The 20059-nt window shown below is 63.4% G+C and carries 14 protein-coding genes; 12 read left to right on the forward strand and 2 right to left on the reverse strand.

Annotation, left to right across the window (positions count from 1 at the left end; genetic code table 11):
• Nucleotides 1-5 precede the first annotated feature (5 nt).
• Complete coding sequence (locus ACVWZT_RS10530) at nt 6-2456, reverse strand: penicillin-binding protein 1A (protein WP_296232717.1); 2451 nt, start codon at nt 2454-2456, stop codon at nt 6-8.
• A gap of 188 nt (nt 2457-2644) precedes the next feature.
• Here ACVWZT_RS10530 and pilM point away from each other — a divergent pair, with 188 nt between their 5' ends.
• From pilM to ACVWZT_RS10585, 11 genes are all read left to right on the forward strand, one after another.
• Nucleotides 2645-3526 carry a type IV pilus biogenesis protein PilM gene (gene pilM, locus ACVWZT_RS10535; protein ID WP_457469248.1) on the forward strand — a complete coding sequence of 294 codons (882 nt, stop codon included), beginning with the start codon at nt 2645-2647 and terminating at the stop codon, nt 3524-3526.
• Nucleotides 3523-4059 (forward strand): PilN domain-containing protein, encoded by a 537-nt coding sequence (locus ACVWZT_RS10540; protein WP_296232719.1) that lies wholly within the window; start codon nt 3523-3525, stop codon nt 4057-4059. Before pilM ends, ACVWZT_RS10540 begins: the two co-directional genes overlap by 4 nt.
• Entirely contained in the window at nt 4056-5063 is a 1008-nt protein-coding gene (locus ACVWZT_RS10545) for a pilus assembly protein PilP (protein ID WP_457469249.1), read from the forward strand. Before ACVWZT_RS10540 ends, ACVWZT_RS10545 begins: the two co-directional genes overlap by 4 nt.
• On the forward strand, nt 4987-6249 hold the full coding sequence (locus ACVWZT_RS10550) for a type IV pilus secretin PilQ (RefSeq protein ID WP_296232723.1): 1263 nt from the start codon (nt 4987-4989) through the stop codon (nt 6247-6249). The genes ACVWZT_RS10545 and ACVWZT_RS10550 overlap by 77 nt, the downstream gene beginning before the upstream one ends.
• A gap of 4 nt (nt 6250-6253) precedes the next feature.
• Nucleotides 6254-6772, forward strand: coding sequence for a shikimate kinase AroK (gene aroK / locus ACVWZT_RS10555; protein WP_225779590.1), 519 nt, complete (start codon nt 6254-6256; stop codon nt 6770-6772).
• 98 nt (nt 6773-6870) lie between these two features.
• Nucleotides 6871-7968, forward strand: a complete 1098-nt coding sequence (gene aroB / locus ACVWZT_RS10560; RefSeq protein ID WP_296232725.1) for a 3-dehydroquinate synthase — start codon at nt 6871-6873, stop codon at nt 7966-7968.
• Nucleotides 7969-7983: 15 nt separating this feature from the next.
• Complete coding sequence (locus tag ACVWZT_RS10565) at nt 7984-9612, forward strand: AAA family ATPase (RefSeq protein WP_457469251.1); 1629 nt, start codon at nt 7984-7986, stop codon at nt 9610-9612.
• Between the two features lie 372 nt (nt 9613-9984).
• Nucleotides 9985-14430, forward strand: a complete 4446-nt coding sequence (gltB, locus tag ACVWZT_RS10570; RefSeq protein WP_296232729.1) for a glutamate synthase large subunit — start codon at nt 9985-9987, stop codon at nt 14428-14430.
• 106 nt (nt 14431-14536) lie between these two features.
• Nucleotides 14537-15955 carry an FAD-dependent oxidoreductase gene (locus ACVWZT_RS10575; protein WP_013974599.1) on the forward strand — a complete coding sequence of 473 codons (1419 nt, stop codon included), beginning with the start codon at nt 14537-14539 and terminating at the stop codon, nt 15953-15955.
• A gap of 236 nt (nt 15956-16191) precedes the next feature.
• Entirely contained in the window at nt 16192-17256 is a 1065-nt protein-coding gene (gene hemE / locus ACVWZT_RS10580; RefSeq protein WP_085677953.1) for a uroporphyrinogen decarboxylase, read from the forward strand.
• A gap of 116 nt (nt 17257-17372) precedes the next feature.
• Nucleotides 17373-17720: a NirD/YgiW/YdeI family stress tolerance protein gene (locus ACVWZT_RS10585; protein WP_296232734.1), complete on the forward strand. Its 348-nt coding sequence runs from the start codon at nt 17373-17375 to the stop codon at nt 17718-17720.
• Nucleotides 17721-17756: 36 nt separating this feature from the next.
• Here ACVWZT_RS10585 and ACVWZT_RS10590 read toward each other — a convergent pair whose 3' ends face one another.
• Nucleotides 17757-18944 (reverse strand): MFS transporter, encoded by a 1188-nt coding sequence (locus tag ACVWZT_RS10590; protein ID WP_296232819.1) that lies wholly within the window; start codon nt 18942-18944, stop codon nt 17757-17759.
• Between the two features lie 165 nt (nt 18945-19109).
• Here ACVWZT_RS10590 and ACVWZT_RS10595 point away from each other — a divergent pair, with 165 nt between their 5' ends.
• Nucleotides 19110-20003: a LysR substrate-binding domain-containing protein gene (locus tag ACVWZT_RS10595; protein ID WP_457469254.1), complete on the forward strand. Its 894-nt coding sequence runs from the start codon at nt 19110-19112 to the stop codon at nt 20001-20003.
• Nucleotides 20004-20059 lie beyond the last annotated feature (56 nt).

Consider the following 20059-nt stretch of genomic DNA (forward strand, 5'->3'; position numbering starts at 1 on the left):
CTGCTTCAGAACAGATCCATTGGTGCCGCTTCATCCGCTGGCAGCGGGCTGCCCGGCGCCGCTCCGGTGCCCAGTTCGTCCACCGAAGGCGGCGAATCCTCGGCCTTGAACAGCTCGAAGTAGGCATTCGGCGTGCTTGGCGAGGCAGCCCGACCGCTGACCGGATCGACGCGCAGGCTGAGGATGCCCTCCGGCTCTGCGGGCGGATGTTCAGGCTTGTCCTTGAGTGCCGCCCCCATGAAGCTCATCCAGATCGGGAGTGCCGCCGTGCCGCCGTATTCGCGACGACCAAGGGTTTCGGGCTGGTCGAAGCCGACCCACACGGTGGTCACGTAGTCGGCGTTGTAGCCGGAGAACCAGGCGTCCTTGGACTCGTTGGTGGTACCGGTCTTGCCGGCCAGGTCGGTACGGCCCAGCGCCAGCGCCCGGCGACCGGTGCCGCGCTTGATCACATCCTGCAGCATGCTGGTGAGGATGTAGGTGGTACGCCCGTCGATGATCTGTTCGGCCACGGCTGGCGCCTGCGGTGCAGCTGCCACCTGGCTGAAGGCGGGCGCTTCACCCGGCATGGCTGCGGTACTGATCGGCTGTTCAGGCGCCGCCAGGCCGGCGTGGTCCTCGGCGCCTTGCGGTACCCGCGCCGGGTTGGCGGTGAACAGGGTCTCGCCGCTGCGGCTCTCGATGCGCTCGATCAGGTACGGGGTAACCTTGTAGCCGCCGTTGGCAAAGGTGCTCCAGCCGGTGGCAATTTCCATCGGGGTCAGCGTAGCGGTGCCCAGGGCCAGCGACAGGTTGCGCGGCAGGTCCTGTTTGTTGAAGCCGAACTTGGCAATGTAGTCGATGGTGCGGTCCACGCCCATGGCTTGCAGCAGGCGGATCGACACCAGGTTACGTGACTTGTAAAGGGCCTCGCGCATGCGGATAGGGCCAAGGAAGGTGTTGGTGTCGTTCTTCGGTCGCCAGACCTTGTCCAGGTACTCGTCAACGAACACGATCGGAGCATCGTTGACCAGGCTGGAAGCGGTATAACCGCTATCCAGGGCGGCACTGTAGATGAACGGTTTGAAGCTGGAGCCCGGCTGGCGCTTGGCCTGCATGGCGCGGTTGTAGTTGCTCTGCTCGAACGAGAAGCCGCCAACCAGCGCGCGGATGGCACCGCTGTAAGGGTCGAGGGTGACCAGCGCACTCTGGGCCCCTGGTACCTGGCTGAATTTGAGCTTGCCATCCTCCAGGCGCTGGACACGTACCAGGTCGCCGACCTGGGCTACATCTGCCGGTGACTGCGGCGAGCGGCCCTGAGCATTGCTGTTGATGAAGGGGCGGGCCCATTTCATGGTGTCCCAGGCCACCAGTTCTTCCTGGCCGCTACGGGTCAGCACCTTGACGCCAGTCTTTTCGACCTGGGTGACAATGGCCGGCTCCAGACCCCCTAACGTGCGCTGCTTGCCCAGTTCCTGCAGCCAGGCCGCCTGGGTGCGGCCCGGGAAGCGTGCTTCCGGCCCGCGGTAGCCGTGGCGCTCGTCATACTCGGAAAGACCGTTGAGGATGGCCTTGTTGGCCATTTCCTGCATGTCACTGGGCACCGTGGTGGTGACGCGGAAGCCTTCGGTATAGGCCTCGCTGCCGTAACGACCGACCATTTCGGCGCGGGCCATTTCCGCGATATAGGGTGCGTTCACTTCCGGTGCGGGCACGTGATAGCTGGCATTCAACGGCTCGGCCAGGGCGGCCTGGTAGCTGGCTTCGTCGATCTTGCCCAGCTTGTACATGCGGCCGAGGATCCAGTCGCGGCGCTCCTTGGCGCGCACCGGGTTGGCCAGCGGGTTGAAGCGCGACGGGGCCTTGGGCAGCCCGGCAATCATCGCCATCTGCGCCAGGCTCACATCGCGAATCGACTTGCCGTAGTACACCTGCGCGGCGGCATCGATACCGTAGGCGCGGTTGCCCAGGTAGATCTTGTTCACGTAGAGCTCGAGGATCTCGTCCTTGGTCAGCTCACGTTCGATCTGCAGGGCCAGCAGGATCTCGTTGGTCTTGCGCGAGAAACTGCGTTCGCTGGTGAGGAAGAAGTTCTTCGCCACCTGCATGGTGATGGTGCTGCCGCCGGTCTGGATATGCCCGGTTTTTACCAACTGGGTCGCGGCGCGCATCAGGCTGCTGGGGTCGACACCGTAGTGATTGAGGAAATTGTCGTCCTCGGCTGACAGAAGTGCCTGGATGAATTGTGGGGGGATTTCCGCGAAGCGGATCGGCGAGCGGCGCATTTCGCCGAACTCGGCAATCAGCTTGCCGTCGCTGCTGTACACCCGCAGGGGGATCTGCAACTGGATGCTTCTAAGCGAATCGACCGAGGGCAGGCTGGGGCTAAGATACAGAAACGCACCGCTCACACCGAGTACGAGCGCGCAGATGACTGCGACGGAAGACCACCAGAAGAACTTCAGCAAGCGTATCAAGGCTTTTCGGTGTCCAGGTTGGGAGTGGATTGCACGCGGGTCCGGCGGACCAAAAAACGCTGGGCATTATAAGCATTTTTTAGCCTCTCCGGGTTACCGGTCAGGCTGCCCGTCGCCTCGAGGCGACGGCGCGGCCCGGTCTTGGCGGGGTTGCTACAGATAGCTGCGGCTACGACAAGGAAGCCATGATGCCAGGACGCTTCGGCAAGAATGCGGGTTCACTCGTGGGGGTGGAAATAGCCCCTGATACTGTTCGTGTCGTGCAACTGCAGCGGCGTGGCCGGCGCTACCGGGTGCATGCCTCGGCGCAGGAACCGTTCGAGCCGCCAATTGGCAACGATTGGCTGGCAGAGCCCGTGGCAGTGGTGGCCGCCTTGCGGCGCGCCTGGCGCCGCAGCGGCCTGGGGCAACGCCGAGTCGCGCTGGCGCTGCCGGCCAACCTGGTGATTTGCAAGCTGTGCCAGCTTCCAGCGGGCCAGGATGAGGCGGAAATGGAGGCGCAGTTGCTGGCTGACGCAGAGCGGCTGTTTCCTTTTCCGTTGGAAGACCTTGCCCTGGATTTCCAGGTCATCGGAGGCTCCGGCGTTCAGCCAGGTTGCGTCGAGGTAATGGTGGCTGCATGTCGGCAGAGTGCGATGACGCCCCTCGAAGCCATCGTCGACGAGGCGGGGTTGCAGTTGGAGGCCGTGGAAATCGACAGCATCGCCTTGTGCCGCCTGTTGCCAGGTAGCGAGGCCAAGACAACAGCGCTGCTGCGTATCGAAGCGCACGGCGCGACGCTTTATGACTGGCAGCCGGGGCGGCTGCACCAGCGCCGGGACCTGCAAGTGGCTGGAGCGGGTATGAAAGAACGGTTGCCCGAGTGCCTGCACGCGCTGTTTGCCGATGGGCCCCGGCCCGCGGGCCTGTGGCTTGTCAGTAGTACCCCGACCGACCCGGGCTGGCTGCAAAGCCTGAGCGCCCGGCTGCACATGCCTTGTCGGCATCTGCCCGGCCTGGCTGGGCTTGAGCACGTCGATGGCTCGATGATCCTGGCATGCGGCCTGGCGCTTGGCGGGTTGCAGCCATGATGCGGCTGAACCTGCTGCCCTGGCGCGAACGGCAGCGCCAGGCCGCACTCCGCCGTTTTCGCCGACAGCTGGTCGCTGGCGCACTGTTGGCCCTTTGCGCGGTGACGCTGGTCGACCAGCTCGCCCGCCAGCGCGGCGAGCACCTGGCCCTTGCCAATAGCCAGCGCGAGGCAGCCATTGGCCTGTTGAATGAACAGCTGCAGCCGCTGGCCGATGTGCGGGAGCGGCATGAAACCCTGCTCGCCCGCGCGATGTCACTGGAAAGCTTGCGCGCCAACCAGGATGTACTCGCCGACGTGTTCGCGGACCTTGAGGCTGCGTTGCCACAAGGCATTCAGTTGCTCGATCTCAGCCTTGAAAGCGGCCGCCTGCAGGTAACGGGGCTGGCCACGTCGGGTGCCGTGGTCGCGCAGTTCATGCGCGACCTGGAGCGCTCAAGTGCATTGCTCGACCTGGAACTCAAGCGCATGAGAAGCCTGCCGGGCGGCGATGAGTTTCTGCTGAGTGCGCGTGTTTCGGCGTTCTGGTCATGAATGCAGCGAAGCTGCTGGCCTGGCTGACTGCGGTCGGCCGTACCAACCGTTTCAGGCAACTGGCGCCAGTTCTGCTGGCCGTGGCGCTCTTTGGCCTGGGGTGCATGATCCGCCTGCCGGCGCCGTTGCAGCAGCAGGCGCACGAGGCAGCCCGGCACGTCGGGTTGACCGAGCAACAGGCCGCCAGCGCCGCGCGGGTTTACGAACTGGAGCAACTGCGGACGTCCGTGGCGCTTGCCGAGCAACGTTTGAAGGAGGCTCAGTGGCAGCTGGCGGCCGGCGAGGGCATGAGTGATCTGCTCGACCGCCTGGCGGCACTGGGGCAGGCCCACGGTCTGCTCATCGAGCAGGTCGTCGTGCTGGAAGGCGAACAACAGGCCGGCTTTCGTCGGGTACCTCTGGAGCTGCAGCTTGTGGGGCGTTACACGGCCTTGCGCCAATGGCTGGGCGACTGGCTGGGGCAGGCGCGAGTGCTGCGCGGCGATTACCTGCGGCTGGTGGCAGCCGATGGCCTGCTGCGCCTTCAGTTGCGGGTTGATACCTATCAGGCACTGGTGCCCACGTCAGCACCCGCCGTGCTGGCGCGGATGCCGGCCAGGGCTGCTACACCAGTGCCTGCGATCGACCCGTTCGCCCCAGGGGCGTCGCGGCTGCCGAGCGACGGGCTGGCCAGCGTGCCGCTGGCCCAGTTGGAAATGGTCGGCAGTCTGTCGCGCGGCGCCACTCACGAAGCGCTGCTGAGGGTGGCTGGCAGGCTCTACCGTGTGCGCCTGGGTGACCGGGTGGGGCGTGACCAGGGCGTAGTGACGCAGATCGACCCGCGTCAGGTCGAGGTGCGCGAAAGGCTGTTCATGGCGGGGGGCTGGCACGAGCGCACTGCCTTCCTCACCCTCGCAAAGCGCCTGGGCAAGGAGGCCCCGGAACAGAATGAAACGAGTGAAGAAGTTGGGGCTGGCAGCCCTGCTGTCGATCCCGCTGGCGTCGGCCACGCCATACCAGGGTGAGCCGCTGTCGCTGAACTTCCAGGATGTGGAGGTCCGCGCGGTGTTGCAGGTGCTGGCAGATTATGCCGGCGTCAACCTGGTGGCCAGCGATGCCGTACAGGGCAATGTCACCTTGCGCCTGCAGGACGTGCCTTGGGACCAGGCGCTTGATCTGGTGCTGCGTAGCAGGGGGTTGGCCCGACGCCAGGAAGGCAATGTATTGCTGGTGGCGCCTGCGTCCGAGCTTGCCACGCAATCGCTCGATACCCGCGTGGAGCAGGCGCTGGAGGCGCAACTGCAGCCGTTGCGCCGGGAGCTGCTGCCCATCCACCATGCCAAGGCCGCCGAGCTGGCGGAGTTGCTGTTGGCGAGCCTGGCTGATGACGGCATTGGGCGCGGCAGCCTGAGTGTCGATGAGCGCACCAACACGCTGGTGGTGCATCAGCCGGCCGAGCGCCTTGGCGAATTGCGGCAACTGGTGGCGCAGCTGGATGTACCGGTACGTCAGGTAGTGATCGAGGCGCGTATCGTCGAGGCCAACGTTGATTACGAGAAGAGCCTCGGCGTGCGCTGGGGCGGGCCGCTTTACCTGGAGGGCCCGCAACCGGGCAAAGACCTGTTCGTCGACCTCGGGCTGGAGCGTGCCGGCAGCAGCATCGGCCTCGGCCTGCTGCGCGGGGGTGTGCTGCTCGACCTCGAACTCAGCGCCATGGAAAAGAGCGGCAATGGGGAGATCATCTCGCAGCCCAAGGTGGTCACGGCCGACAAGGAGACCGCCAGGATCCTCAAGGGCACCGAGGTGCCTTATCAGGAAACCAGCCAGAGCGGCGCCACCTCGGTCGCGTTTCGCGAAGCCTCGTTGTCGCTGGAGGTGACCCCGCAGATCACCCCGGACAACAAGGTGATCATGACCGTCAGGGTGACCAAGGACGAGCCGGATTACGTCAACGCACTGAACAATGTGCCGCCGATTCGCAAGAACGAGGTCAATGCCAAGGTGCGCGTGATGGATGGCGAAACCATCGTGATCGGCGGCGTGTATTCGACTTCGCAAAACAATGTGGTCGACAAGGTGCCATTTTTCGGCGATCTGCCGTATGTTGGGCGGCTGTTTCGACGCGATGCATTACAAGAGAAAAAATCCGAGCTGCTGGTCTTCCTGACTCCGCGTATCATGAGTGACCAGGCGATTGCTGTGAGTCGTTGATTCTGTGCGAAATTTGATACTTGTGGGACCCATGGGTGCTGGTAAAAGCACCATCGGACGCCTATTGGCCAAAGAGCTGCGCCTGCTGTTCAAGGATTCCGACAAGGAAATCGAACTGCGCTGCGGCGCCAACATCCCGTGGATTTTCGACAAGGAAGGCGAGCCGGGTTTTCGTGACCGCGAACAGGCGATGATCGCCGAGCTGTGCGCACTCGACGGCGTGGTTCTGGCAACCGGCGGCGGTGCGGTGATGCGCGAAGCCAATCGTCAGGCGTTGCGCCGGGGGGGGCGGGTGATCTACCTGCATGCCTCGGTGGAACAACAGGTTGGCCGTACCGCGCGCGACCGCAATCGCCCCCTGCTGCGCACGGCCAATCCCGAGGCAACCTTGCGTGCCCTGCTGGAGACCCGCGACCCGCTTTACCGCGAAATCGCCGATCTGGTGGTGGAAACCGACGAGCGGCCACCGCGCATGGTGGTGATCGACATTCTCGAACGCTTGCAGCAGTTGCCGCCCCGGTAGCCCGGGACTATTCTCGGCCACCAGCGCCGAGGCGAGCTTGAACGTTACCGCGTGGCGCCGTCGCGAAGGCGCCGCGCTCAAGTACATTGTGGGGATACATGCAGACACTTAAGGTCGACCTGGGCGAGCGTAGCTACCCGATCTACATTGGCGAAGGCCTGCTGGACCAGCCCGAGTTGCTGGCCCCGCATATTGCCGGGCGGCAGGTTGCCATCGTTTCCAACGAAACCGTCGCGCCCCTGTATCTCCAACGCCTGAGCAAGACCCTGGGTGCCTATTCGGTACTGCCAGTGGTGTTGCCCGATGGCGAAGCCCACAAGAACTGGGAAACCCTGCAACTTATCTTCGATGGCCTGCTGACGGCGCGACACGATCGCCGTACCACCGTGGTCGCCCTGGGTGGCGGCGTGATCGGTGACATGGCCGGGTTCGCCGCGGCCTGCTACCAGCGCGGTGTCGACTTCATCCAGGTCCCGACCACCCTGTTGTCTCAGGTCGATTCATCGGTAGGCGGCAAGACCGGCATCAATCACCCGCTGGGCAAGAACATGGTCGGTGCCTTCTATCAGCCCAATGCAGTGCTGATCGATACCACCAGCCTCAAGACCCTGCCGGCACGTGAACTGTCCGCAGGGCTGGCGGAAGTGATCAAGTATGGCCTGATCTGCGACAAGCCCTTCCTCGCCTGGCTCGAAGACAATATGCAGGCGCTGCGTGCCCTCGACCCGACGGCGCTGACCGAAGCCATCCGCCGTTCCTGCGCAGCCAAAGCCGCAGTGGTAGGTGCTGACGAACGCGAGTCAGGCGTACGGGCCACGTTGAACCTGGGGCATACCTTCGGGCATGCCATCGAGACCCACATGGGCTACGGCGTGTGGCTGCACGGCGAAGCCGTTGCGGCTGGCACGGTGATGGCCCTGGAAATGTCCATGCGCCTTGGCTGGATCAACCAGGCCGAGCGCGATCGCGGAATCCGCCTGTTGCAGGACGCAGGTTTGCCGGTGGTGCCACCACAGGAAATGACCCCGGCGCATTTCATGGAGCACATGGCGGTCGACAAGAAGGTGCTCGACGGCCGTCTGCGTCTGGTGCTGCTGCGCCAGATGGGCGAGGCCGTAGTTACCGACGACTATCCGAAAGAGATACTACAGGCCACGTTGTCGGCGGATTACCGCGCGATCGTGGCCCAGCTTTGAGGTTGTGACAGCGCAATGACCAGTTTGCATGCCGATGAGGCCTTTCTCGACCATTACCAGTTGAGCCACGATCCGTTCGCACCCCGCGTGCCCGGTTTCAAGTTCTTCCCGGCCCAGCGCAAGCCCGTGCTCGGCCAGTTGCATCACCTGGCGCGTTACAGCCAATTGATGCTTGTGGTCAGCGGTCCGCTGGGCAGCGGCAAGACCCTGCTGCGCCAAGCCCTGGTGGCCAGCACCAACAAGCAGGCAGTGCAGAGCGTCGTGGTGTCTGCCCGCGGTGCCAGCGACGCGGCCAGTGTCCTTGGCCAGGTCGCACAGAGCCTGGATGTGGCGCAGCCGGAAGTGCCGGCAATCCTGGCCAAGGTGGTGCAATTGGCACTGACCGGCCAGGAAGTGTATTTGCTGGTGGACGATGCGGAACAACTCGACGAGTCGGCACTCCAAGCGTTGCTGGAATTGGCCGCAGGCGTACCGGAGGGGCGCCCGCATGTGTTCCTGTTCGGTGAACCTTCGCTGATTGCCGGGCTGGATGAGCTGAATATCGAGGAAGAACGCTTCCACATCATCGAGCTCGCCCCCTACAGTGAAGAAGAAACCCGCGAGTACCTTGAGCAGCGCCTGGAAGGGGCTGGCCGGGGCATCGAGGTGTTCACCCGCGAACAGATCGTCGATATCCATGAAAACTCTGACGGTTGGCCTGGCAACATCAACCAGGTCGCCCGTGACACTTTGATCGAAGCCATGATCGCCAGCCGCTCGACGGCCAAGCGACCATCCATGGGGTTCAAGATGCCTAAAAAACACGTGCTCGCGTTGTCCGCTGTGGTCGTGGTCGCCGTAGCGGCCGCGGTATTGATGCCCAGGAAAGGCGACAAGGCGCCCGCCGAAGCGCCCGTCGCCCAGGCACAGCTGCCGCTGGGTGAAGGCCACGGCAACGGTGGCAACCCGGCCATCGAGTTCTCGGGTTCGTCCCAGCCGATGCCGCTACCACTGGTTGGCCAGTCGCAGCCGGTGATGCGCGAGCCGCTGGCCCAGGCTGCCGGCATGGGCGAGGGCGAAGAGGGCAGCCCGGCCGGTGATACCGCGCTGCAGCCTGGCAACCCGCCGCCTACCGTGACCACCATCGCGCCACCGCAGGGTGCGCAGGCGGGCCCGGCGCCAGTACCTGCCCAGCCTGTCGCTGTTGCGCCGGCCCAGCCGGTACAGCCACAGCCGGTTGCGCCTGAGCCTAAGCCTGTCGCAACCCAGCCTGCCAAGCCGGTTGCGCCAGCCAAGCCAGCCCCGGCGCCGACCCAGGTTGCCGTGGCCAAGCCAGCTGCCAAGCCTGCCGAGAAGCCAGCTGTGGGTGGCAATGGCAACGGTGGCTGGTACGCCGGGCAGAAGCCGGGCAACTACGTGGTGCAGATCCTCGGTACCAGCTCCGAAGCGTCGGCCCAGGCCTTCGTCAAGGCCCAGGGTGGCGACTATCGCTACTTCAAGAAAAACCTCCAGGGCAAACCGCTATACGTCGTCACTTACGGCAACTTTGCCAACCGTGACGCGGCGGTTGCGGCAATCAAGAACTTGCCAGCGAAGGTCCAGGCTGGTAAACCTTGGCCACGTACCGTCGGCAGCGTTCAACAAGAGCTTGCCACGGCTCGCTGATTACCTTCCGGGCGGCAACACCCCGCTGCCCAGTTGCTAAGCGATTACAGAACTTCGACTAGCCTGCTGCGCCTGAGCGCGGCAGGCTTTTCTGTCCCAGGCTGCCGGCCAAAAGCCTCACTTGCAGTCATGGCTGAAACGCTTCAGACTCGAGCCAAGCCGCTATCACGGCGCATGGCGTAAAAACATTCAAAATTGCGACATGAATTTTCAATGGTGAGACATGAAAATTTGTGAGCATCGCTGTCGCTGTGCAACAATGGTTTTCCATGGCCACCGCAAAAAGCTGGCGTTTGATCGGCGTGGATGGTAAGTGGTTGTTAAAAAAGAGATTTACCTCCGTTGAGAGGTGAACCTGGTGAGAATGTGTCTATGAAAACAGGTCTGTACCATCCCGAAGAATTCAAGGACAACTGTGGTTTTGGCCTGATCGCCCACATGACGGGTGAACCGAGCCACCACCTTCTGCAAACCGCCATGCAGGCACTGACTTGCATGACCCACCGCGGCGGTATCAACGCCGACGGCAAGACCGGGGACGGTTGCGGTCTGCTGATGCAGAAGCCCGATCAGTTCCTGCGCGCCGTGGCCCAGGAACATTTCGCCGTCGAGCTGCCCAGGCAGTACGCTGTCGGCATGGTGTTCTTCAACCAGGACCCGGTCAAAGCCGAAGCCGCCCGTGCCAACATGGACCGCGAAATCCTCGCAGCCGGCCTCAAGCTGGTCGGCTGGCGCAAGGTGCCGATCGACACCAGCGTGCTCGGCCGCCTGGCCCTGGAGCGCCTGCCACAGATCGAGCAGGTGTTCATCGGCGGCGAAGGCCTGAGCGACCAGGAATTTGCCATCAAGCTGTTCAGTGCCCGTCGCCGTTCGTCCGTGGCCAACGCCCATGACGCCGACCACTACATCTGCAGCTTCTCGCACAAGACCATCATCTACAAAGGCCTGATGATGCCGCGCGATCTGGCGGCGTTCTATCCGGACCTGGGTGACGAGCGCCTGCAAACCGCGATCTGCGTGTTCCACCAGCGCTTCTCCACCAACACCTTGCCGAAATGGCCGCTGGCACAGCCATTCCGCTTCCTCGCTCACAACGGCGAGATCAACACCATCACTGGCAACCGCAACTGGGCCATGGCCCGTCGCACCAAGTTCGCCAACGACCTGATCCCCGACCTCGAAGAGCTTGGCCCGCTGGTCAACCGCGTCGGTTCCGACTCCTCTAGCATGGACAACATGCTCGAGCTGATGGTTACCGGTGGTATCGACCTGTTCCGTGGCGTGCGCATGCTGGTGCCGCCAGCCTGGCAGAACGTCGAGACCATGGACGCCGACCTGCGCGCCTTCTACGAATACAACTCCATGCACATGGAACCGTGGGACGGCCCGGCCGGTATCGTCATGACCGAGGGCCGCCACGCGGTGTGCCTGCTCGACCGCAACGGCTTGCGCCCGGCGCGCTGGGTGACCACCAAGAACGGCTACATCACCCTGGCGTCGGAAATCGGCGTATGGGACTACAAGCCAGAGGACGTCATCGCCAAAGGCCGTGTCGGCCCTGGCCAGATCTTCGCCGTCGACACCGAAACCGGTCAGATCCTCGACACCGATGCGATCGACAACCGCCTGAAGTCGCGCCACCCGTACAAGCGCTGGCTGCGTCAGCACGCCACGCGCATCCAGGCCACGCTGACCGACGACCAGGGTGTGGCCAGCTACGACGCCGATCAGCTCAAGCAGTACATGAAGATGTTCCAGGTCACCTTCGAAGAGCGTGACCAGGTGCTACGCCCGCTCGGTGAGCAGGGCCAGGAAGCGGTCGGCTCGATGGGTGACGACACGCCGATGGCCGTGCTGTCGCAGCGCGTGCGCTCGCCGTACGACTTCTTCCGCCAGCAGTTCGCCCAGGTGACCAACCCGCCGATCGACCCGCTGCGTGAAGCGATCGTCATGTCGCTGGAAATCTGCCTCGGCGCCGAACGCAACATCTTCCAGGAATCCCCGGAGCACGCTTCGCGGGTGATCCTCAGCTCGCCGGTCATCTCGCCTGCCAAGTGGCGCTCGCTGATGAACCTGGAGCGCGAAGGCTTCGACCGCCAGCTGATCGACCTCAACTATGAAGAGAGCGTCGGCCTGGAAGCGGCCATCCGCAACATCGCCGACCAGGCTGAAGAAGCGGTGCGCAGCGGCAAGACCCAGCTGGTGCTGAGCGACCGCTACATCGCCCCGGGCAAGTTGCCGGTGCATGCTTCGCTGGCCGTTGGCGCGGTGCATCACCGCCTGACTGAACAGGGCCTGCGTTGCGACAGCAACATCCTGGTGGAGACTGCCACGGCCCGCGACCCGCACCACTTCGCCGTGCTGCTGGGCTTCGGTGCCTCGGCCGTGTACCCGTACCTGGCCTACGAAGTGCTGGCCGACCTGATCCGCACCGGCGAAGTGCTGGGTGACCTGGATGAAGTCTTCAAGTACTACCGCAAGGGCATTTCCAAGGGCCTGTTGAAGATCCTGTCGAAGATGGGTATCTCGACCATCGCCTCGTACCGCGGTGCACAGCTGTTCGAAGCCATCGGCCTGTCCGAGGAAGTGGTTGGCCTGAGCTTCAAGGGCGTGTCCAGCCGCATCAAGGGTGCGCGTTTCGAAGACCTTGAAAGCGACCAGAAACTGCTGGCTGCCGAGGCCTGGAGCGCGCGCAAGCCGATCCAGCAAGGCGGCCTGCTGAAGTTCGTCCACGGAGGCGAATACCACGCCTACAACCCGGACGTGGTCAACACCCTGCAGGCTGCCGTGCAGCAGGGCGACTACGCCAAGTTCAAGGAATACACCACGCTGGTCGACCAGCGCCCGGTATCGATGATCCGCGACCTGCTGAAGGTGAAGGTGGCTGAGCAGCCGCTGCCGCTGGAGCAGATCGAGCCGCTGGAGGCCATCCTCAAGCGCTTCGACTCCGCTGGTATTTCGCTGGGCGCATTGTCGCCAGAGGCGCATGAGGCGTTGGCCGAGGCCATGAACCGCCTGGGTGCGCGCTCCAACTCCGGTGAGGGCGGTGAAGACCCTTCGCGCTATGGCACTATCAAGAGTTCGAAGATCAAGCAGGTAGCCACTGGTCGCTTTGGCGTGACCCCGGAATACCTGGTCAACGCCGAAGTGCTGCAGATCAAGGTCGCCCAGGGTGCCAAGCCCGGTGAGGGTGGCCAGCTGCCAGGCGGCAAGGTCAACGGCCTGATCGCCAAGCTGCGCTACGCGGTGCCGGGTGTGACCCTGATTTCGCCACCACCGCACCATGACATCTATTCGATCGAAGACCTGGCCCAGCTGATCTATGACCTCAAGCAGGTCAACCCGCAGGCCCTGGTGTCGGTCAAGCTGGTGGCTGAAGCAGGCGTCGGCACCATCGCCGCCGGTGTGGCCAAGGCCTATGCGGACTTGATCACCATCTCCGGCTACGACGGTGGTACCGGTGCTTCGCCGCTGACCTCGATCAAGTACGCTGGCGCCCCGTGGGAGCTGGGCCTGGCCGAAACCCATCAGACCCTGCGCGGCAACGACCTGCGTGGCAAGGTCCGGGTACAGACCGACGGCGGCCTGAAAACCGGCCTGGACGTGATCAAGGCGGCCATCCTCGGCGCCGAGAGCTTCGGCTTCGGTACCGCACCGATGATCGCCCTGGGCTGCAAGTACCTGCGCATCTGCCACCTGAACAACTGCGCTACCGGCGTTGCCACCCAGAACGACAAGCTGCGCAAGGACCACTACATCGGCACCGTCGACATGGTGATCAACTTCTTCACCTTCGTCGCCGAGGAAACCCGTGAATGGCTGGCCAAACTGGGCGTGCGCAGCCTGGGCGAGCTGATCGGGCGTACCGACCTGCTCGATGTACTGCCAGGCGACACCGAGCGCCAGCAGTACCTCGACCTGTCGCCGCTGCTGGGTAGCGCGCATATCCCGGCGGACAAGCCGCAGTTCTGTGAAGTCGACAGGAACCCGCCGTTCGACCAGGGCGAGCTGGCCGAGAAGATGGTTGAAATGGCCATGCCGGCTATTCGCGACCAGGCCGGTGGTGAGTTCAGCCTCGACATCTGCAACTGCGACCGCTCCATCGGTGCGCGTGTATCGGGCGAAATCGCCCGCCTGCACGGCAACCAGGGCATGGCCGCGGCGCCGATCACCTTCCGCTTCAAGGGCACTGCGGGCCAGAGCTTTGGCGTGTGGAACGCCGGTGGCCTGAACCTGCATCTGGAAGGCGACGCCAACGACTACGTCGGCAAGGGCATGACCGGTGGCAAGGTCACCATCGTGCCGCCAGCCGGCAGCCCGTTCGAAACCCAGCACAGCGCCATCGTCGGCAACACCTGCCTGTACGGAGCGACTGGCGGCAAGCTGTTCGCCGCCGGTACCGCGGGCGAGCGCTTCGCTGTGCGTAACTCTGGCGCCCACGCTGTTGTCGAGGGTACTGGCGATCACTGCTGTGAATACATGACCGGCGGCTTTGTCTGCGTCCTGGGCAAGACCGGTTACAACTTCGGTTCTGGCATGACTGGCGGCTTCGCCTACGTGCTCGACATGGACAATACCTTCGTCGACAAGCTCAACCACGAACTGGTGGAAATCCAGCGGATCAGTGGTGAAGCGATGGAGGCCTATCGCAGCCACCTGGCGCGGGTCCTTGCCGAGTACGTCGAGGAGACCGGCAGCGAGTGGGGGCGTGAGCTCTCGGAGAACCTGGACGACTACGTGCGGCGCTTCTGGCTGGTCAAGCCAAAGGCGGCCAACCTGAAGCATCTGCTGTCCAGCACCCGTGCCAACCCGCAGTAACAACAGCTGCAAGTGACGGCCCCGTGCGCGGGGCCTGTCGTGCTCAAGTGATCGTCTTGCAGCTTGCAGCCTGAGGCTGGCAACTGCGGTAAAGAGGTTTTGAAAAATGGCTGAACGTCTGAACAACGACTTCCAGTTCATCGAAGTGGGCCGCAAGGACCCAAAGAAAAAGCTGCTGCGCCAGCGCAAGAAGGAGTTCGTGGAAATCTACGAGCCGTTCAAGCCGCAGCAGTCCGTGGAGCAGGCGCACCGCTGCCTGGGCTGCGGTAACCCGTATTGCGAATGGAAGTGCCCGGTCCACAACTTCATCCCCAACTGGCTGAAGCTGGTCTCCGAAGGCAATATCCTGGCGGCGGCCGAGCTGTCGCATCAGACCAACACCCTGCCGGAAGTGTGCGGCCGTGTATGCCCGCAGGACCGCCTGTGCGAGGGCGCCTGCACCCTCAATGACGGCTTCGGCGCGGTGACCATCGGCTCGGTCGAGAAGTACATCACCGACACCGCCTTCGCCATGGGCTGGCGCCCGGACATGTCCAAGGTCAAACCGACCGGCAAGCGCGTCGCCATCATTGGCGCTGGCCCGGCCGGCCTGGGCTGTGCCGACGTGCTGGTACGCGCTGGCGTGACCCCGGTGGTATTCGACCGTAACCCGGAAATCGGCGGCTTGCTGACCTTTGGCATTCCGGAGTTCAAGCTGGAAAAGACCGTGCTCAGCAACCGCCGTGAAGTGTTCACCGGCATGGGTATCGAGTTCCGCCTGAACACCGAGGTGGGCAAGGACGTGACCATGGAACAACTGCTGGCCGAGTACGACGCGGTATTCATGGGCATGGGCACCTACACCTACATGAAGGGTGGCTTCCCGGGTGAAGACCTGCCGGGTGTGCACGACGCGCTGGACTTCCTGATCGCCAACGTGAACCGCAACCTGGGCTTCGAGAAGTCGCCGGAAGATTTCGTCGACATGCAGGGCAAGAAGGTGGTGGTACTCGGTGGTGGTGACACCGCGATGGACTGCAACCGCACCTCGATCCGCCAGGGCGCCAAGTCGGTGACCTGTGCCTATCGCCGTGACGAGGCAAACATGCCGGGTTCGCGCCGTGAGGTGAAGAACGCCAAGGAAGAGGGCGTGAAGTTCCTGTACAACCGCCAGCCTATCGCCATTGTCGGCGAGGACAAGGTTGAAGGCGTGAAGGTGGTCGAGACCCGTCTCGGCGAGCCGGATGCCCGTGGTCGCCGTAGCCCCGAGCCGATCCCGGGTTCCGAAGAGATCCTGCCGGCCGATGCCGTTGTGATCGCCTTCGGCTTCCGCCCCAGCCCGGCGCCGTGGTTCGAGCAGCATGGTATCCAGCTGGACAGCCAGGGCCGAGTGGTGGCACCGGAGAAGGGCAAGTTCAAGCACCAGACCAGCAACCCGAAAGTGTTTGCCGGTGGCGACATGGTGCGCGGGTCGGACCTGGTGGTGACGGCTATCTTCGAAGGGCGTACGGCTGCCGAGGGTATCCTCGACTACCTCGAAGTATGATCCATTGTCGGGGCCGCTTTGCGGCCCTTTCGCGGCACCAGGCCGCCGCTACCGGGGTCGCGTATATCCTGTCGTTGCGGCGTTGTGTCGCTATCACCAGCAAAGCAGCCTCAAAGGCATTTTTGTATACAAAATTCCTTGATCCATGGCATCCAATAGACAAAACGCATGGCCCCGGCCGTGCCTTTTGTGCTGGCGTCTGAGAAAATGCCCGCACTTTTTTTCCGGATGCCGACATGACTGCCCTGAAGAACGATCGTTTCCTGCGTGCACTGCTCAAGCAACCCGTGGACGTTACCCCAGTGTGGATGATGCGCCAGGCTGGCCGCTATCTGCCGGAGTACCGCGCCAGCCGCGCCAAGGCCGGTGACTTCATGAGCCTGTGCATGAACCCGCAGTTCGCCTGCGAGGTCACTCTGCAGCCGCTGGACCGCTACCCGCTGGATGCGGCGATCCTGTTCTCGGACATTCTCACCATCCCCGACGCCATGGGTTTGGGCCTGTACTTCGAAACCGGCGAAGGCCCGCGTTTCAAGAAGGTCATCAGCACCCCGGCCGATATCGAAGCGCTGCCGATCCCCGACCCGCAGAAGGACCTTGGCTACGTGATGGACGCGGTCAGCACCATCCGCCGCGAGCTCAATGGCCGCGTGCCGCTGATCGGCTTCTCCGGCAGCCCTTGGACCCTGGCCACATACATGGTCGAGGGCGGCTCGTCGAAGGACTTCCGCAAGACCAAAGCGATGGCCTACGACAACCCGCAGGCCCTGCACCTGCTGCTGGACAAGCTGGCCCAGTCGGTTACCAGCTACCTCAACGGCCAGATCCTTGCTGGCGCCCAAGCCGTGCAGATTTTCGACACCTGGGGCGGCAACCTGTCGGCGGCGGCATACCAGGAGTTTTCCCTGGCCTACATGCGCAAGATCGTCAGCGGCCTGATCCGCGAGCACGAAGGGCGGAAGGTGCCGGTGATCCTGTTCACCAAGAATGGCGGCCTGTGGCTGGAAAGCATCGCTGAAGCGGGCGCCGACGCGCTGGGCCTGGACTGGACCTGCGAGATTGGCGACGCTCGCCGCCGTGTGGGTGACAAGGTGGCGCTGCAGGGCAACATGGACCCGACCGTGCTGTACGCCAAACCCGAAGCCATCCGCAATGAAGTGGCGCGGATCCTGGCCAGTTACGGTCACGGTACAGGCCATGTGTTCAACCTGGGCCACGGCATCACCCCGGAAGTCGACCCGGAGCACGCTGGCGTGTTCATCAACGCCGTGCATGAGCTGTCGGCGCAATACCATCAGTGAGCTGGTCGCTGAAAGCCACAGCCCGGCCATGTGCCGGGCTTTTTCTTGCATTAAGTTTCAATTCAGCGATCGTCGCTAATCTGGTCCCATCGAAACCGGAACAGGACCTTATCCTCATGAAAACCCGCTACCTCGCCCTGATCTTCGCACCGCTGTTCAGCACCGCAGCCCTGGCGGCCAGCTACACCGGCCCCGGCGCCCAACCGGTCACCACTGTTGCCGCCGCCAACGATGCGGCCGATGACACCCCGGTGGTGTTGCAGGGCTTCGTGACCAAGAAGGTCAACAACGACGACAAGTACGAGTTCAAGGACAATACCGGCACCATCACGGTCGAGATCGATGACGAAGACCTGCCGCAGACGTCCTTCAATGAAAAGACCAAGGTCAAGCTGACCGGTGAGGTGGAGAAGCACCTGATGAGCCGGGAAGTGGATGTGGACATCGTCGAGATCATCAACTGATCCGACATTCTGGGGCTGCAAGACGGCCCCCGGGGTTCAGCTCGATTTAGGCGGTAGCTTGCTCAGGTAAAGCGCCACCAGCAACGCTACCGCCAGCAAGCTACCTATGAACAACCCGATGCCATTCCAGCCCCAATGGTGCCAGAACACCCCACCCGCGGTGCCCGCTACGCTCGACCCGGCGTAATAGCTGAACAGGTACAGCGACGAAGCTTGCCCCTTGGCTTTCAGCGCCCGCCGCCCGATCCAGCTGCTGGCAACCGAATGCGCGCCAAAGAAGCCGAAGGTGAACACCAGCATCCCCGCGATCACCATTACCAGCGGGCTGGCCAAGGTCATCAGCAAGCCGCTGGCCATCACCACGATACTGGCCCAGAACACTTTGCGCCGGCCTAGCTTGTCGGCCAGGGCGCCGACCTGCGCCGAGCTGTAGATGCCCGACAGGTACACCACCGACAGCAAGCCGACCAGCGCCTGGTTCATATGGTAGGGGCCGGCCAGCAGGCGGTAGCCGATGTAGTTGAACAGGGTGACGAAGGCACCCATCAGCAGGAAGGCTTCAAGAAACAGCCAGGGCAGGCCGGCATCCTTGAAGTGCATGACAAAGCCGTCCAGCAGGCTACGTGGGTTCATCGCCTGTGGGCGGAAGTTGCGCGATTCGGGCAGCACTTTCCAGAACACCAGCGCGGCTGCAAGGGCCAGGCCACCGATGGACAGCATCGCCGTGTGCCAACTGACGAAATCGATCAATACCCCCGTGATCAGGCGCCCGCTCATGCCGCCAATGGCATTGCCGCCAATGTACAAGCCCATGGCCAGGCCGATGTGCTGCGGGTGGATCTCCTCGCTCAGGTAGGTCATCGCCACTGCCGCCAGGCCGCTCAGGGACAGCCCGACCAGGGCACGGGTGGCCAGGACCAGTTCCCAACTTGGCATTACCGCGCTGGCCAAGGTGGAGAGGGCGGCACAGGCCAGGGCAAAGACCATCACCTGCTTGCGACCGATGCGGTCGGAAATGGGGCCGGTGATCAACAGGCCGAACGCCAGCATCGCCGTCGATACCGACAGCACCAGGCTGCTCTGCGCCGCGTTGATGGCAAATTCCTTCGACAGCAATGGCATCATCGGCTGCACGCAATACAGCAGCGCGAAGGTGGCGAAGCCGCCGCTGAACAAGGCCAGCACGGTTTTCATGAAAGCAGGCGTGCCCTTTTCGATCCACATTTCGTTCAAGGAGGCGGGTTCTGGCTCGGCGGGGAGGGGCGCTACAGCAGTTTTCACGGGTGGTGACCTCTGGTGCAATGAAAAAAAGCATATAGCTGGCTAATGATTAGATCCAATATATTGTTCGACCTATTTAAGATGTTTGGCGACTTGTTTGGAGCTGATATGGAACTGCGCCATCTGCGTTATTTCATCGCCGTTGCCGAAGAGCTGCACTTTGGTCGCGCCGCCCTCCAGCTAGGTATTTCGCAGCCGCCCCTGAGCCAGCAGATCCAGGCGCTGGAGCAGGAACTGGGCGCGCGGTTGTTCGAGCGCACCAACCGGCGGGTCGAGCTGAGCGAGGCGGGGCGATTGTTCCTCGACGAAGCCCGCCAGGTGCTGGCGCAGGTGGAAAAGGCCGCCGATGTGGCCCGGCGTGCGCAATTGGGCGAACTTGGCGAAATGAAGATCGGCTTCACTTCCTCGGCCCCTTTCACCTCGAAGATCCCCAAGGCCATCCATGCGTTCCGCCAGCGCTTCCCGGCGGTGCACCTGAACCTCAGGGAAATGAGCAGCCGCGATGTCGCCGAGGGGGTGTTCGATGAATCCATCGAGGTCGGGTTGATGCGGCCGATGCCGCTGCCGGAGGGGCTGGTCGCCACAGAGCTGTTCAGCGAGCCGCTGGTAGCGGTTATCAACGCATCGCACCCGCTGGCCGAAGGCTCCGAGCATGGCGTGTACATGACGGCACTGGCCGATGAGCCGTTCGTGTTCTTCCCGCGCAGTTATGGCAGCGGCCTGCATGCGCAGCTCTTGAGCCTGGCGCGGCAGGCGGGCTTCAGCCCGCATTTTGCCCAGGAAGCGGGGGAAGCGATGACCATCATCGGGCTGGTGTCGGCGGGCTTGGGGGTTTCGGTACTGCCGGCATCCTTCCAGCGCATGCGCATCGAAGGCGTGGTATATCGCACCTTGCTCGATGACGGCGCGATGACGGCGGTGTGGCTGGTACAGCGTGAGCGCGGCAGGTCGGCAATGGCCAAGGCTTTCGCCGAGTTGGTCACCGGGCAGTCCTATGACTGACGACCTGCAGGTGTGAACGGCAAATGGCACTGGCCATTGCCGCGGCGCCGCCACAT

The sequence above is a fragment of the Pseudomonas sp. TE21394 genome, from assembly GCF_054057835.1.